Raw genomic sequence first — 14,262 nt, forward strand, 5'->3', positions numbered from 1 at the left:
TCGTGTGATGTGTCCTTCCGCGAGAACCATTGGCGTGGTCTCGCTGACCATCACACGATGGCCTCCACACGCGTGGTCACCCACGCCGTCAGGCCCGACGAGTTACACCACAAGCGGGGACATCACCGGCCTTTACCCGGCGATGTCCGGGCGGGTCGTGTCGGCAAAGCGATGCGGGAACGCATGCCTGAGTCTTCGGAGCCGGGCACCGACCCGCGGGGCGCCTTCCGGCACGACGCCCCAGATCGAGCGCAGGCGGCGTAATGGGCCGCGCACCGCCCCCGATCGGCACGTGGGGCAAGATCCGCACCTACGTCCACAAGGTCGACGGCAAGGGCAAGCCCATCCGCTACCGCGCCGTCACCCAGTTCCGGGACTTCAACGGTCGAACGCCTCAGGTCGAGGCTTACGGTGCGACCGCCACCCAGGCATCGAACGCGCTCCGGACCAAGCTGACCGAGCGAGTGAAGGTCAGCGGGACAGGCGAACTGACGGCATCGCATCGATTCTCGGTCGCGGCAGAGCAGTGGTTGGACCGCTTCGAGCAGATGGTCAAGGCGGACCGGCGGTCTCCGACCTCACTGGACACCTACCGCAAGATGATGCGCCGTCACGTGCTCCGGGCGCTTGGTGAGGTCCGGCTGGGTGAGGCGACAACGCCGCTCGTGGACAAGGTCATCAGCAAGGTTGCCGCCGACGCCGGCGCACCCACCGCCAAGACCTGCCGCTCGGTCATCTCCGGAGTGATGGCGCTGGCTGTGCGTCGCGGTGCCCTGGTGGCGAACCCGGTCCGCGAGGTCGAGGCGATCGAGACCACCAAGAAGCCGCCTCGCTCGATGAGCGATCCCGAGCTGGTCGACTGGTTCGCCGCGCTCCGTGCGGATCCGCAAGCGGTTCGGAAGGACCTGCCCGATCTGACGCTGTTCATGCTCGCGACGGGGTGCCGGATCGGGGAAGCTGGCGGTGCACTGGGATCAGGTCGACCTGGCGGCCGGCACCGTCGACATCACGCACACGATCGTCCGTGTGACTGGTCAGGGCCTGATCCGTAAGTGGATCAAGAACCAGTTCGATCGGGCATTGCCGCTGCCGCTCGTGGCGATCGCGATGCTGCGGCGTCGGTTCGTTCCGGGGACCCAGCTCGACCGGCCGGTGTTCACCGACAGCGGGGGCGGCTACCGGGACCCGTCGAACACGAGCCGGGATATCCGGGTAGCGAGGGGACCGGCCGCGATGGAGTGGCTGACCTCGCACAACTACCGCAAGACGACGGCGACCGTGATGGATGACGCCGGGTTCTCCGCTAGGCAGGTCGCGGACCAGTTCGGCCACTCCCGCGTGTCGATGACCCAGGACAACTACATGGGTCGACGCGTTGCCAACCCGGCTGCCGCTACGGCGCTCGATGCGGCGTTCCGCGGCGCCGTGGAAGGCGAAAACCATGGGTAAACCATGGGCTGCGGTGTGGGGCGCGCTGGCCGTCTGGCCTGTGACCTTGGGGTTTGGCTCCCGCACCTGGACTCGAACCAGGAACCCTCTGATTAACAGTCAGATGCTCTGCCAATTGAGCTATGCGGGATCGGCAGACCGAACGTTCCGGCCGCGCTGAACCATACCAAACGAGGGGCCCCGGATCCCAATCGGTTCCGGGGTCAGACGGTTGGCAAGGTGGGCCACGTCCTCGGCAAGGCTGGTGGTCGTCAGCGTGACCGAATTGCCCGATCCGGAGCGACGGTCAGCCTCGCCGAGGCGAGCCGCCCGGCCGTCAGTCGAGGACGTGCTCCTCGTAGCGCTTGCGCATGAGCGCGACCACCTCGTCGGGGTCGGCGGCCCAGACGTCGGCGTTGAAGATCTCGACCTCGATGGGACCGTCGTAGCCGGCCGCCTCGACGAGGCGGCGCAGGTGCCGGAAGTCGATGTGGCCGTCGCCCATCATGCCGCGAGACAGCAGCGCATCGGCCGGGAACGGGGTGATCCAGTCGCACACCTGGAAGCTCGCGATCCGGCCCGCCGCCCGCGCGATCGCGGCCTCGACGACGGGGTCCCACCAGACGTGGAAGGTGTCGACGACGACGCCCACCGACGACGGCGCGAACGGGGCGGCCATCTCGAGGGCCTGGTCCAGTGTCGACAGCACGCCGCGGTCGGCGCAGTAGAGCGGGTGCATCGGCTCCAGCGCCAGCCGGACCCCGGCCGCCTCCGCGTAGGGGACCAGCGCAGCCACGCCGTCGGCCACCCGAGCCCGCGCCCCGGTCAGATCCCGGGACCCGGCGGGCAGGCCGCCGACCACCAGGACCAGGCAGTCAGCACCCAGCGTGCCCGCCTCGTCGATCGCCCGCCGGTTGTCGTCCAGAGCCGCCGCGCGCGCGCCAGCAGCGGACGCCGTCAGGAACCCGCCCCGGCACAGCGACGACACCCGCAGTCCGGCCTCGGCGACCAGCCGCGCGGCCTCCGCGACTCCACAGGCCTGGACGGGCTCGCGCCAGAGCCCGATCCACTGCAGCCCCGCCCGTACACACCCGTCGACGGCCTCGGCGACGGTCCAGCGCTCGGTGGTCCGCTGGTTCAGCGACAGCCGGTCCATCACGCCACCCCGTAGGTCGCCAGCAGCGACGTCATCCGCGCGGCCGCCAGTGACGGGTCCGGGAACAACCCGGCCGCGTCGGCCAGCTCGAACGTGGTCACCAAGTGCGGAAGCGAGCGCGCGCTCTGTAGTCCGCCGACCATGACGAACCCCGGCTGCAGCCCGGACAGCCAGGAGAGGAACGCGATGCCGGCCTTGTAGTAGTAGGTCGGTGCGCCGAACACGTGCCGAGCCAGCGGCACCGTCGGCGCGAACGCGTCGTCGTAGGCGGCGAGGTCGCCGCGGTCCAGCGCCTGCAGCGCCGCCGACGCCGCCGGCGCGATGGCCGCGAAGATCCCGAGCAGCGCGTCCGACGAGCCGCGGATGAGCTCGGCATAGTGGAAGTCGTCACCGGTGTAGAGCCGTACGCCGGCCGGGAGCCGCGATCGCAGCGCCTCCTCGAACGCGGCGTCGAGCAGCGACACTTTGACGCCGTCGATCTTCGCGGCGTTGTCGGCGATCAGCGCCACCACGTGGTCGGCCGCATCGCTGACGCCGTCGGCGCCCCAGTAGCCGGCCAGCGCGGGGTCGAACATCGGGCCGAGCCAGTGCAGGATCACCGGCGCCGACGTCTGCGCCAGCAGCCGGTCGTAGACCTTCCGGTAGTCGTCCGGGCCGGTCGCGACGGCGGCCAGCTCGCGGCTGGCCATGAGGATGACCTGCGCGCCGGCGTCCTCGACGACGTCGAGCTGCTCCTCGTACGCGGCCGCGACGTCATCGAGACCCCTGGGGGCGCCGGTCAGCTGGTCCGTCCCGGCTCCCGCCGCGATGCGGCCGCCGACGGCGCGTGCCTCGGCCGCGCTGCGCCGGATCAGCTCCTGCGTCGCGGCCCAGTCGAGACCCATGCCGCGCTGTGCGGTGTCCATCGCCTCGGCCACGCACAACCCGTACGACCACAGGTGCCGCCGGAACCCCAGCGTGTGCTCCCAGTCGACGACGGCGGGAGCGCCCGGCCGGTTCTCGCCCAGCGGATCGGCGACGACGTGGGCGGCGGCGAACGCCACTCGCGACGTGATCGGTTCCGTGGGCCGCGACCACGTGCGCTGCTCCGCCATGACGTGGGTCCGCCCCGGCAGCCGCACGCTGACGCCGTCGCCGCTCACAGGGTCAGCTCCGGCAGCTCGACCCGGCAGCCGTCGGCCGACGACTGCAGCCCGGCCTGGGCCAGCCGCACGCCGCGGGCGCCGGCGAGGAAGTCGTACGGGTGCGGCGCGTCCTCGATCACGTGCCGCACGAACTGCTCCCACTGCGCCTTGAACCCGTTCTGCGGCGGCGAGTTGTCGGGGACGTCCTGCCATTGCTCCCGGTAGCGCTGTACGTCGGCGAGGTCGGGGTTCCACGTGGGCCGCGGCGTCGCGGTGCGCGGCTGGATGACGCACTGGTGCAAGCCGGCGACGGCGCTGCCGAGGGTGCCGTCGACCTGCAGCTCGAGCAGCTCGTCGCGGTGCACGCGGACCGCCCACGACGAGTTGAACTGCGCGACCACGCCACCGGCGAGCTCGAAGATCGCGTAGGCGGCGTCGTCGGCAGTGACGTCGTAGCGCTCGCCCCGCTCGTCCCAGCGCTCCGGGATGTGCGTGACGGCGCGCGCGGTGACGGCCTCGACCCGGCCGAAGAGGTTGGTCAGCACGTAGTCCCAGTGGCAGAACATGTCGACGACGATGCCGCCGCCGTCCTCGCTGCGGTAATTCCAGCTCGGCCGCTGGGCCTCCTGCCAGTCGCCCTCGAAGACCCAGTAGCCGAACTCGCCGCGCACCGACAGGATGCGGCCGAAGAACCCGCTCTCGACCAGGCGGCGCAGCTTGAGCAGGCCGGGCAGGAACAGCTTGTCGTGCACGACGCCGTTCTTGACGCCGGCGGCCTTGGCCAGCTTGGCCAGCGTCAGCGCTCCGTCGACGGTCTCGGACACCGGCTTCTCCGTGTAGATGTGCTTGTCGGCCTCGATCGCCTTGACGATCGACTCCTCGCGCACCGACGTGAGCTGGGCGTCGAAGTAGATGAGGTTCGCGGCGTCGCCGAGCGCGGCGTCGAGGTCGGTGGTCCAGCGCTCCAGGCCGTGCCGCGTCGCGATGTCGCGCAGCTTCTCCTCGCTGCGGCCGACGAGGACCGGGTCGAGGGTGACGCGGGAGCCGTCGGACAGCTCGACCCCGCCCTGCTCGTTGATCGCGATGATCGACCGGACCAGGTGCTGCCGGTATCCCATCCGGCCGGTGACGCCGTTCATCACGACACCGAGCGACTTGACTGCCATGCCACCTCCTGGGGGACCGCGCCCGCCTGTGGGAAAGCGCTTGCCCACACACCGTACGGCGTCTGTGCGCGACCGCGCAAGCTCTCGCGCACAGGGAATGACTCCAGGTCGGAGCGGTGTGGACGGGGTCGGGCGGCCGCGAGGGACGAATTAGTCGTCCCACCTGGCCGAATGGTCGTCGCAGGTGGGAAGGCGCTTACCCGCGCGCTCAGCGGGTCCGCCTCACCGGCCGCCGCGTAGAGTGCGGGCCGTGATCAGCACCGTCCTCGTCGAGCATCCCTGGATGACGACGACGGCGCTCGTGGCACTGGTGGTCTTCGGGCCGGTCGCCGGAGCCTGGCTGCTGCCGCGGCCGCGCGTGACCCGGGTGCTGCTGGGCGTGTGCCTGGTGCCGGTGGCATTGCTCGCCCTGGTCCCGACGAGCCGTGAACTGGCCGCCGGGTGCGCGGTCGAGTGGTCGGTGCCCACGCTCGGCGCCGTCGAGCTGATGGCCAACGTCGTGCTGTTCGTACCGCTCGTGCTGCTCGCCGGCGTCCTGACCCGGCGCCCGGCGGTGGCGCTGGTGGCCGCGAGCGGACTCGCGGCGCTGATCGAGCTGGTCCAGGCCGTCGTCCCGGCGCTCGGCCGGTCCTGCTCGACCGACGACTGGCTCTCGAACACCCTCGGCGCGGCGCTCGGGGCCGTCCTGGCCGTGGCCGGGCTGTGGCTCGCCTCGCGGTGCGGCTCGGCGACCGCGCAAGACGAGGGGAAGGCGTCTACCCGTCGCCCGGCCCCGTGATCATCAACCTTCTGGGCCGTCAGAGCAGCACAGAAGGTTGATGATCATGGGCTCCGGCGGGCGGGCCGGTGGGGTCAGGTGGAGCGGGTGCTCTGCCGGAGGACGACCTCGCCCTTGATGCGTCGCGTCCGCGGCTTGGTGCGGTCGGCGGCGCTGGCGACCAGCTCGAACGCCGTCGCGCCGACCTTCTCGAGCGGCAGCCGCACCGTCGTCAGGGCCGGGTTGATGTCGCGCAGGGTGCTGATGTCGTCGAAGCCGGCCAGGCCGAGGTCCTGCGGCACCGTGAGCCCGGCCTCGCGGCAGGCGACCATGGCGCCGACGGCCATGACGTCGTTGACGGCGAAGACGCAGTCGAGCTCGCCTGCGCCGACGGCGCCGAGTAGTGTGCCCATCGCCTGGTGGCCGCCGTCGCGGGTGAAGGCGCCGTGAACGACGTACGCGGAGTCGAGGTCGACGCCCGCGCGGCCGAGGCCCTCGCGGAATCCGTGCACGCGGTCGCGCGCGGTGAGCATGGCGTCGGGGCCGGCCAGCACGCCGAAGCGGCGGTACCCCAGATCGACCAGTGACGAGGCGAGGTCGCGGGCGCCGAGGCGGTTCTCGATGACGACGGTGTCGACGGGCAGCTGCTTCTGCGAGATGGCGACGACGATGCCGCCGTCGCTCTCGAAGATGTCGATCTCGCGACGCAGCGCGTCGGCGACGGAGCTGTCGTCCATGCGGCTGCCGGCGAGGATGACCGCGCGGCTGCGCTGGCCACGCATCGCCACCAGGTAGTCGACCTCGCGATCCGGGCGGCGCAGCGTGCTGCCGAGCGTGACCAGCACGTGCTGGCCCTCGGCGGCCTCCATGACGCCGGCGGCGATGGAGGAGAAGTACGGGTCGGCGATATCGTGCACCACCAGGCCGACCACGTTGGTGCGGCCGCGTGCCATGGCCTGCGCCTGGGCGTTCGGCGCGTAGTTGAGGCTGCGGGCGGCGTCGAGCACACGCTCGCGGAGGTCGTCGCCGACCTTGCGCGTGCTGCCGTTCAGGGCGCGCGACGCCGTGGCCAGCGAGACCCCGGCCCGGGCGGCGACGTCCATCAGCGTGACCGAACCGCGCGGTTGCTCGGCCATGAAACTCCTGTCTTCGTGGAGGAATGCGCTTCCACGATAGACCGGCGGAGGCCGTCCGGATCGCAGGACATGGACTGGACTCGCTTCGTCAGCATGTTAGTTTGTCAAGACAAATGGGAGGAGCGGGCATGCGCGTGGGGTTCGTCGGGGTCGGCCGCATCGGAGCGGCACACGCGCAGGTGGTCCGGGACCATCCGGCCGTCATGACGGTGCGGGTGGCCGACGCCGACGGGGTGCGGGCCCGTAAGGTCGCCGACGAGCTCGGGGTCGAGGCCGCGGCCACGCCCGCCGACGCGTTCACGGACGTCGACGCCGTCGTCATCGCGGCGGCCACGTCGGCCCACGCCGAGCTGATGATCGCCGCCGCGCAGGCCGGCCTGCCGGTGTTCTGCGAGAAGCCGGTCGCCGCCGACGTCGGCGGCACGCTCGCCGTCCTGGCCGCCGTCGAGGCCGCTCGGGTTCCCACGCAGATCGGCTTCCAGCGCCGCTTCGACTCCGGCTACGTCGCCGCCCGCGCAGCGGTGCGCGACGGCACGCTCGGCGAGGTCCGCCGCGTCCATCTCATCACCGCCGACGCCGAGCCGCCGCACCCGTCGTACATCCCCACGTCGGGCGGCATCTTCCGCGACTGCCACATCCACGACTTCGACGTCCTGCGCTGGGTCACGGGCCGCGAGGTGTCGACGGTGTACGCGACGGGCGCGAACCGCGGCGCCGAGGTCTTCGCCACCAGCGGCGACGTCGACGAGTCCGCCGCCGTCCTCACGCTCGACGACGGCACGCTGGCGACACTGCAGGGGTCGCGGTACAACGGCGCCGGCTACGACGTGCGCATGGAGGTCGCGGGGACGGCCGGCACGTACGCCGTCGGCCTCGACGACCACGCCGCGCTGACCTCGGCCGAGCCCGGCGTCACGTTCCCGAACGACCAGCCGTTCCGCGAGTTCTGGTCCCGGTTTCGGCCCGCCTACGAGGCCGAGATCGCCGCGTTCGTCGACGTCGCGCGGGGCCTGCGCGAGAGCCCGTGCACCGTCGCCGACGCGCTGGAGAGCTTCTACGTCGCCGAGGCCGCGACGCTCTCGCGGCAGGAAGGCCGTGCCGTCGCCGTCGAGGAGGTTCGCGCCGGCATGCCCCGCCCCGTCCGGGTGGGACCCACCCTAGGGGCGGGCACTGACAGGAGCGCCTCGTGACCCGCGACGCCGTGCGCGACGACGCCGTGAACCGCGACGCCGTGCACGACGACGCCGTGAACCGTGACGCCGTGAGCCTCGAGGTGCTGACCGTCGGGCGGGTCGGGGTCGACATCTATCCGAACCAGGCAGGGGTCGGGCTGGAGGACGTCACCACGTTCACCAAGTACCTCGGCGGCTCGGCCACGAACGTCGCCGTCGCGGCCGCCCGGCACGGCCGCCGGTCCGCCGTCGTCACCCGCACCGGTGACGACCCGCTCGGCCGGTTCGTCCACCGGGCGCTGAAGGGGTACGGCGTCGACGACCGGTTCGTGACGGCGGTTCCCGACCTCGCGACCCCGGTGACGCTCTGCGAGATCTTCCCGCCCGACGACTTCCCGATCTACTTCTACGGCCGCACGCCGACGGCACCGGACCTCCAGCTCACCGAGAGCGAGCTGGACCTCGACGCCGTCCGCGGCGCGGACATCTTCTGGGCGACGGTGACCGGGCTCTGCCAGGAGCCCAGCCGGTCGGCGACGCTCACCGCCCTTCGCGCGCGCGGCAAGGCGCCCGGGAGGATCACCGTCCTCGACCTCGACTGGCGGCCGATGTTCTGGGAGTCCCGCGAGGTGGCCCGTCCCGTCATCCAAGAGGCCCTCACCCACGTCACCCACGCCGTCGGCAACCTCGACGAGTGCGAGACGGCGGTCGGCACCCGCGATCCGCGCGCCGCCGCGGCCGCCCTGCGCGAGGACCACGGTGTCGCCGTCGCCGTCGTCAAGCAGGGTCCGAAGGGGGTTCTCGCCGTCGACGACACCGGCGAGCACGACGTCGCACCGATCCTCGTCGACGTCCTCAACGGGCTCGGCGCGGGCGACGCGTTCGGCGGCGCGCTGTGCCACGGCCTGCTCGCCGGGTGGCCCCTGGCCGAGGCCACGAGGTTCGCCAACGCCGCCGGCGCCATCGTGGCGACCCGGCTGGCCTGCTCCGACGCCATGCCGACCACGGCCGAGGTCACCGCGTTCCTGGAGGATAGTGCCGATGCTCGCTGACCGCTTGCGCGCCGTCGTCGACACGCGCATCCACCGGCCGGAGGCGATCGCCGCGGCCGCCGCCGCGCGTCGGCGCCCGGACACGCTGCTCGGGCCGACCGGGAAGCTCATGGTGATCGCCGCGGACCACCCGGCGCGCGGGGCGCTGCGCGCCGGGCCCGACGCGCTGGCCATGGCCGACCGCGGCGAGCTGCTGGACCGGCTGGTCGTCGCCCTCGGACGGCCCGGCGTCAACGGCGTGCTGGCGACGGCCGACGTGCTCGAAGACCTGCTGCTGCTCGGCGCGCTGGACGGCAAGGTGGTCGTCGGGTCGATGAACCGCGGTGGCCTGGCCGGGACGGTGTTCGAGGTCGACGACCGCTTCACCGGTTACGACGCCGCCGGCATCGAGTCCATGGGGTTCGAGATGGGCAAGATGCTGCTGCGCATCGACCCCGGCGACCGCGCGACGGCGCCGACGCTCGAGGCCTGCGCGCGCGCCGTCGACGCCCTCGCCTCCCGGCGGCGGGTCGCGCTGGTCGAGCCGTTCATCTCGCACCGCGACGAGACCGGCCGGCTGCGCAACGACCTCTCGACCGAGGCGGTGATCCGGTCGGTGACGGTGGCCGCCGGCCTCGGCAACACCTCGGCCTACACGTGGCTGAAGCTGCCGGTGGTCGACGACGACCCGGCCGGCATGGAACGGGTGCTCGCGGCGTCGACGCTGCCGGCGGTGCTGCTGGGCGGCGAGGTGCCCGACGACCCGGAGGCGGCGTTCCGGCAGTGGGAGAAGGTCCTCCGGCTGCCCACGGCGCTCGGCCTGGTGGTCGGGCGCACCCTCCTCTACCCGCCCGGCGGCGACGTCGCGGCGGCGGTCGACACGGCGGTGAGCCTGCTATGAGTGAGCGTTGGCACTGGCCGGCCGGCAGCGCGGGACGCGGCCCGTACGCGACCGAGCTGACGCCGTCGACCGTCGATGGCTGGCGGTGGACGTCGCTGCGCGTCGTCGAGCTCGGCCCGGGCGAGACGCACGCGTTCGACTCCGGGGACGAGGAGCTGTTCGTGCTGCCGCTCAGCGGCGGCGGCACGGTGGTCGCCGACGGCGAGCGGTTCGAGCTCGCGGGCCGGCCGAACGTGTTCAGCGGGCCGACGGACACCGTCTACGTGCCGCGCGACGCGTCCGTCACGGTCACCGCGGCCGGCGGCGTAGCCGAAGTACGTACCTCAGCTGAGGCTCAGGGGGCCGCCAACGACGCCGACGGCGCCCGGTTCGCCCTGCCCGCCGCGCCCTGTTCGGCCCGTCTGGCCGCCCGCTACCTCCCCGCCGACGCCGTCGCCGTCGAGATCCGCGGCGCCGGGCAGGCCACCCGGCAGGTGCACAACTTCGGCTCCGCCGACACGTTCGAGGCGGACCGGCTGATCGCCGTCGAGGTCGTCACACCGGCCGGCAACTGGTCGTCGTACCCGCCGCACAAGCACGACGTGGACGAGCCCGGCCAGGAGTCGGAGCTGGAGGAGATCTACTACTTCGAGGTCGGCGACGGCCCGAACGGCCCCGGCATCGGCTACCACCGCGTCTACGGCACGCCGGCCCGGCCGATCGACGTGATCGCCGAGGTGCGCACCGGCGACGTCGTGCTGGTGCCGCACGGCTGGCACGGCCCGTCGATGGCCGCGCCCGGCTACCACCTGTACTACTTGAACGTGATGGCCGGGCCGGGCGCCATCCGCGAGTGGCTGATCAGCGACGATCCCGCGCATGCCTGGGTACGCGAGGAGTGGGCGTCACTCGAGCCGGACCCGCGCCTGCCCATGGGACGTATCACGGAGGACGAGCGATGAGGCTGACGGTCGCGCAGGCCACGGTCCGGTTCCTGGCCGCGCAGTTCACCGAGCGCGACGGCGTCGAGCACCGGCTGATCGAGGGCTGCTTCGGCATCTTCGGGCACGGCAACGTGGCCGGCCTGGGCGAGGCGCTGCTCGAGGCCGAGCTGTCCGATCCGCAGGCGCTGCCGTACCACCAGGCTCGCAACGAGCAGGGCATGGTGCACGCCGCCGTCGGCTATGCCCGCATGCGCAACCGGCTGTCGACGCTGGCCTGCACGTCGTCCATCGGGCCGGGCGCGACGAACATGGTCACCGGCGCGGCGGTCGCGACGATCAACCGGCTGCCGGTGCTGCTGCTGCCCGGCGACGTGTTCGCCACCCGGGTCGCGGAGCCGGTCCTGCAGCAGCTCGAGGTGCCGCACGCGCCAGACGTCACGGTCAACGACGCGTTCCGGCCGGTCTCGCGGTTCTTCGACCGGGTCTGGCGGCCCGAGCAGTTGCCGTCGGCTCTGCTCGGCGCGATGCGGGTGCTCACCGACCCGGCCGAGACCGGTGCCGTCACCGTTGCGATGCCGCAGGACGTGCAGGCCGAGGCCCACGACTGGCCTGCCGAGCTGTTCGCGAAGCGGGTGTGGCACGTGCCGCGCGCCGTCCCCGAGCCGGGAGCCCTGGCCCGTGCCGCCGCCTTGGTGCGTGGGGCGCGGCGGCCGCTCGTCGTCGCCGGCGGCGGCGTGATCTACAGCGAGGCCACCGACGCGCTGCGGGTGTTCGCCGAGGCCACCGGCATTCCCGTCGCCGAGACCCAGGCCGGCAAGGGCAGCCTGCCGTACGACCACCCGCTCTCGCTGGGCGCCGTCGGGGCGACGGGGACGCCGGGCGCCAACCGGTTCGCCCGCTCGGCCGATGTCGTGATCGGCATCGGCACCCGCTACAGCGACTTCACGACGGCGTCACGAACGGCGTTCCAGGACCCCGGCGTGCGCTTCGTCAACGTCAACGTCGCCGGGTTCGACAGCGCCAAGCACGCCGGGCTGCCGCTGGTGGCCGACGCCCGCGCCGCGCTGGAGGCGCTGACCTCCGCGTTGGACGGCTGGCAGGTGCCGGCGTCGTACCGCGCCGACGCCGCCCGGGCGAACACGGAATGGGACGCCGTCGTCACCGCCGCCTACACCGCCGGACGCGAGCCGCTGCCGGCGCAGACCGAGGTGATCGGCGCGGTCAACGAGGTCAGCGAGCCGCGCGACGTCGTGCTCAACGCGGCCGGCTCGATGCCCGGCGAGTTGCACAAGCTCTGGCGCACCCGCGATCCCAAGGGCTACCACGTCGAGTACGGCTACTCGACCATGGGCTACGAGATCGCCGCAGGCGTCGGGGTGCGCATGGCCGTGCTCGCCCAAGAGCCCGACCGCGACGTGTTCGTGCTGGTCGGCGACGGGTCGTACCTGATGATGGCGCAGGAGCTGGTCACCGCCGTCCAGGAGCGGATCAAGATCGTCGTGGTGCTGGTGCAGAACCACGGGTTCGCCTCGATCGGCTCGCTGTCGGAGTCGCTCGGGTCGCAGCGGTTCGGGACGGCGTACCGGTTCCGCTCCGCCGAGAGCGGGCGGCTGGACGGCGACGTGCTGCCGGTCGACCTGGCGGCGAACGCGGCCAGCCTGGGGGTCCGTGTGGTCCGCGTGGCGACGGTGGCAGAGTTGCGGACGGCGCTGCGCGAGGCCAAGGCGGCGCCGGCCGACGCCGGCCCGGTCCTGGTCCACATCGAGACCGACCCGCTGGCAGGTGGGCCCGACAGCGACGCCTGGTGGGACGTCCCCGTCAGCGAGACGGCGGCGCTGGACACCACGCGGGCGGCGCGGGCGGAGTACGAGCGGCAGAAGAAGGCGCAGCGGCCGTTGGCCGGCCCGGCCTCGGAGGGGAACGACGCATGAGGACCATCGAGCACTGGATCGGCGGCGCCGCGACGCGGGCCGGCTCCACCCGCACGGCGCCGGTCTGGAACCCCGCGACGGGTCAGCAGCAGGCCGACGTGCTGCTCGCGTCGCCCGCTGACGTGGATGTCGCCGTCAGCGCGGCGGCGAAGGCGTTCGAGAGCTGGTCGCAGGCATCGCTGACCCAGCGGACCAGGGTGCTGTTCGCGTTCCGCGAGCTCGTCCACCGGCACGCCCGCGAGCTGGCCGAGATCATCGCCGACGAGCACGGCAAGGTCGTCTCCGACGCGCTCGGCGAGGTGCAGCGCGGCCTCGAGGTGGTCGAGTTCGCCTGCGGCATCCCGCACCTGCTCAAGGGCGACTTCTCCGACCAGGTGTCCACCGGCGTCGACGTGTACAGCTTCCGCGAGCCGCTGGGCGTCGTCGCCGGCATCACGCCGTTCAACTTCCCGGTCATGGTGCCGATGTGGATGCACCCGGTCGCCATCGCCTGCGGCAACGCGTTCGTCCTCAAGCCGAGCGAGCGGGACCCGTCGGCGTCGCTGCTGGTGGCGTCGCTGTGGTCCGAGGCGGGGCTGCCCGACGGCGTCTTCAACGTCGTGCACGGCGACAAGGACGCCGTCGACGCGCTGCTCGACCACCCCGACGTGGGGGCGGTGTCGTTCGTCGGCTCGACCCCGATCGCGCGGTACATCCACGAGCGTGCAAGTGCCAACGGCAAGCGCGTGCAGGCGCTCGGCGGCGCCAAGAACCACGCCGTCGTGCTGCCCGACGCCGACCTCGACTTCGCCTCGAACCACCTGGTCGCGGCGGCCATGGGGTCGGCGGGGGAGCGGTGCATGGCGATCTCCGCGGCGGTCGCGGTGGGCGCGGGCGGCGACGGGGACCGGCTCGTCGAGGCTGTCGCCGCGAAGGCCGCCGCCGTCCGCGTCGGGCCCGGCCGCGACGAGGCCAGCGAGATGGGCCCGGTCATCACCGCCGCCGCGCGCGACCGGATCGCGGGCTATGTCGACACCGGCGAGCGGCAGGGCGCGACGGTGGCCGTCGACGGGCGCGGGCTGGTCGTCCCCGGTCACGAGGACGGCTTCTTCGTCGGCCCGACGGTGCTGGACCACGTCACGCCGTCCATGGACGTGTACCGCGACGAGATCTTCGGCCCGGTGCTGTCGGTCGTGCGGGCGGGCGACGTCGACGAGGCGATCGCACTCATCAACGCGAACCCGTACGGCAACGGCACTGCGATCTTCACCGGCTCCGGCGAGGCGGCCCGGCGGTTCCAGCGCGGCGTGCGCGTGGGGATGATCGGGATCAACGTCCCGATTCCCGTGCCGATGGCCTACTACTCCTTCGGCGGCTGGAAGGACTCGCTGTTCGGCCAGTCGCACATGCACGGCCCCGAAGGGATCGCGTTCTACACCCGGGCCAAGGTCGTGACGTCGCGGTGGCCCCGCGTCGAGCACCCGGTCGCCGCCAGCTACCACTTCCCGACGGCGACCTGACCCGGTTCGGCTCCGTGCGCCATGGGGTGGGGTTGGGT

At 72.5% G+C, this 14,262-nt stretch carries 13 protein-coding genes and 1 tRNA gene; 9 read left to right on the forward strand and 5 right to left on the reverse strand.

Annotation, left to right across the window (positions count from 1 at the left end):
* Nucleotides 1-263 precede the first annotated feature (263 nt).
* Together E1212_RS27430 and E1212_RS30180 are read left to right on the forward strand one after the other, a co-directional pair.
* Nucleotides 264-1,052 carry a tyrosine-type recombinase/integrase gene (locus E1212_RS27430; protein WP_203417327.1) on the forward strand — a complete coding sequence of 263 codons (789 nt, stop codon included), beginning with the start codon at nt 264-266 and terminating at the stop codon, nt 1,050-1,052.
* On the forward strand, nt 1,027-1,449 hold the full coding sequence (locus E1212_RS30180) for a tyrosine-type recombinase/integrase (protein WP_420814447.1): 423 nt from the start codon (nt 1,027-1,029) through the stop codon (nt 1,447-1,449). Before E1212_RS27430 ends, E1212_RS30180 begins: the two co-directional genes overlap by 26 nt.
* Nucleotides 1,450-1,503: 54 nt before the next feature.
* Here E1212_RS30180 and E1212_RS27435 read toward each other — a convergent pair.
* From E1212_RS27435 to E1212_RS27450, 4 genes are all read right to left on the reverse strand, one after another.
* A tRNA-Asn gene (locus E1212_RS27435) sits at nt 1,504-1,579 on the reverse strand.
* Nucleotides 1,580-1,765: 186 nt separating this feature from the next.
* Entirely contained in the window at nt 1,766-2,584 is an 819-nt protein-coding gene (locus E1212_RS27440) for a sugar phosphate isomerase/epimerase family protein (protein WP_131988453.1), read from the reverse strand.
* Entirely contained in the window at nt 2,584-3,678 is a 1,095-nt protein-coding gene (locus tag E1212_RS27445; RefSeq protein WP_131988471.1) for a dihydrodipicolinate synthase family protein, read from the reverse strand. The genes E1212_RS27440 and E1212_RS27445 overlap by 1 nt, the downstream gene beginning before the upstream one ends.
* A gap of 44 nt (nt 3,679-3,722) precedes the next feature.
* Nucleotides 3,723-4,874, reverse strand: a complete 1,152-nt coding sequence (locus tag E1212_RS27450) for a Gfo/Idh/MocA family protein (protein ID WP_131988455.1) — start codon at nt 4,872-4,874, stop codon at nt 3,723-3,725.
* Between the two features lie 250 nt (nt 4,875-5,124).
* Between E1212_RS27450 and E1212_RS27455 the strand changes: the two genes are divergently transcribed.
* Nucleotides 5,125-5,652, forward strand: a complete 528-nt coding sequence (locus E1212_RS27455; protein WP_131988457.1) for a VanZ family protein — start codon at nt 5,125-5,127, stop codon at nt 5,650-5,652.
* A 74-nt stretch (nt 5,653-5,726) separates the two neighbouring features.
* Here E1212_RS27455 and E1212_RS27460 read toward each other — a convergent pair whose 3' ends face one another.
* Nucleotides 5,727-6,767, reverse strand: coding sequence for a LacI family DNA-binding transcriptional regulator (locus tag E1212_RS27460; RefSeq protein ID WP_131988459.1), 1,041 nt, complete (start codon nt 6,765-6,767; stop codon nt 5,727-5,729).
* Between the two features lie 128 nt (nt 6,768-6,895).
* Between E1212_RS27460 and E1212_RS27465 the strand changes: the two genes are divergently transcribed.
* Genes E1212_RS27465 through E1212_RS27490 form a run of 6 tightly spaced genes read left to right on the forward strand, consistent with a single transcriptional unit; the run spans nt 6,896 to nt 14,224 of the window.
* Nucleotides 6,896-7,957 carry a Gfo/Idh/MocA family protein gene (locus tag E1212_RS27465; protein ID WP_131988461.1) on the forward strand — a complete coding sequence of 354 codons (1,062 nt, stop codon included), beginning with the start codon at nt 6,896-6,898 and terminating at the stop codon, nt 7,955-7,957.
* Between the two features lie 41 nt (nt 7,958-7,998).
* Complete coding sequence (gene iolC / locus E1212_RS27470; RefSeq protein ID WP_420814448.1) at nt 7,999-8,991, forward strand: 5-dehydro-2-deoxygluconokinase; 993 nt, start codon at nt 7,999-8,001, stop codon at nt 8,989-8,991.
* Complete coding sequence (locus E1212_RS27475; RefSeq protein WP_131988463.1) at nt 8,981-9,871, forward strand: Cgl0159 family (beta/alpha)8-fold protein; 891 nt, start codon at nt 8,981-8,983, stop codon at nt 9,869-9,871. Before iolC ends, E1212_RS27475 begins: the two co-directional genes overlap by 11 nt.
* Nucleotides 9,868-10,812 (forward strand): 5-deoxy-glucuronate isomerase, encoded by a 945-nt coding sequence (gene iolB, locus E1212_RS27480; protein WP_131988465.1) that lies wholly within the window; start codon nt 9,868-9,870, stop codon nt 10,810-10,812. Before E1212_RS27475 ends, iolB begins: the two co-directional genes overlap by 4 nt.
* Nucleotides 10,809-12,725: a 3D-(3,5/4)-trihydroxycyclohexane-1,2-dione acylhydrolase (decyclizing) gene (iolD, locus tag E1212_RS27485; protein ID WP_131988467.1), complete on the forward strand. Its 1,917-nt coding sequence runs from the start codon at nt 10,809-10,811 to the stop codon at nt 12,723-12,725. The genes iolB and iolD overlap by 4 nt, the downstream gene beginning before the upstream one ends.
* Nucleotides 12,722-14,224, forward strand: a complete 1,503-nt coding sequence (locus tag E1212_RS27490; protein ID WP_131988469.1) for a CoA-acylating methylmalonate-semialdehyde dehydrogenase — start codon at nt 12,722-12,724, stop codon at nt 14,222-14,224. The genes iolD and E1212_RS27490 overlap by 4 nt, the downstream gene beginning before the upstream one ends.
* Nucleotides 14,225-14,262: the final 38 nt, after the last annotated feature.

The organism is Jiangella ureilytica, from assembly GCF_004348545.1.
Classification (GTDB): domain Bacteria; phylum Actinomycetota; class Actinomycetes; order Jiangellales; family Jiangellaceae; genus Jiangella; species Jiangella ureilytica.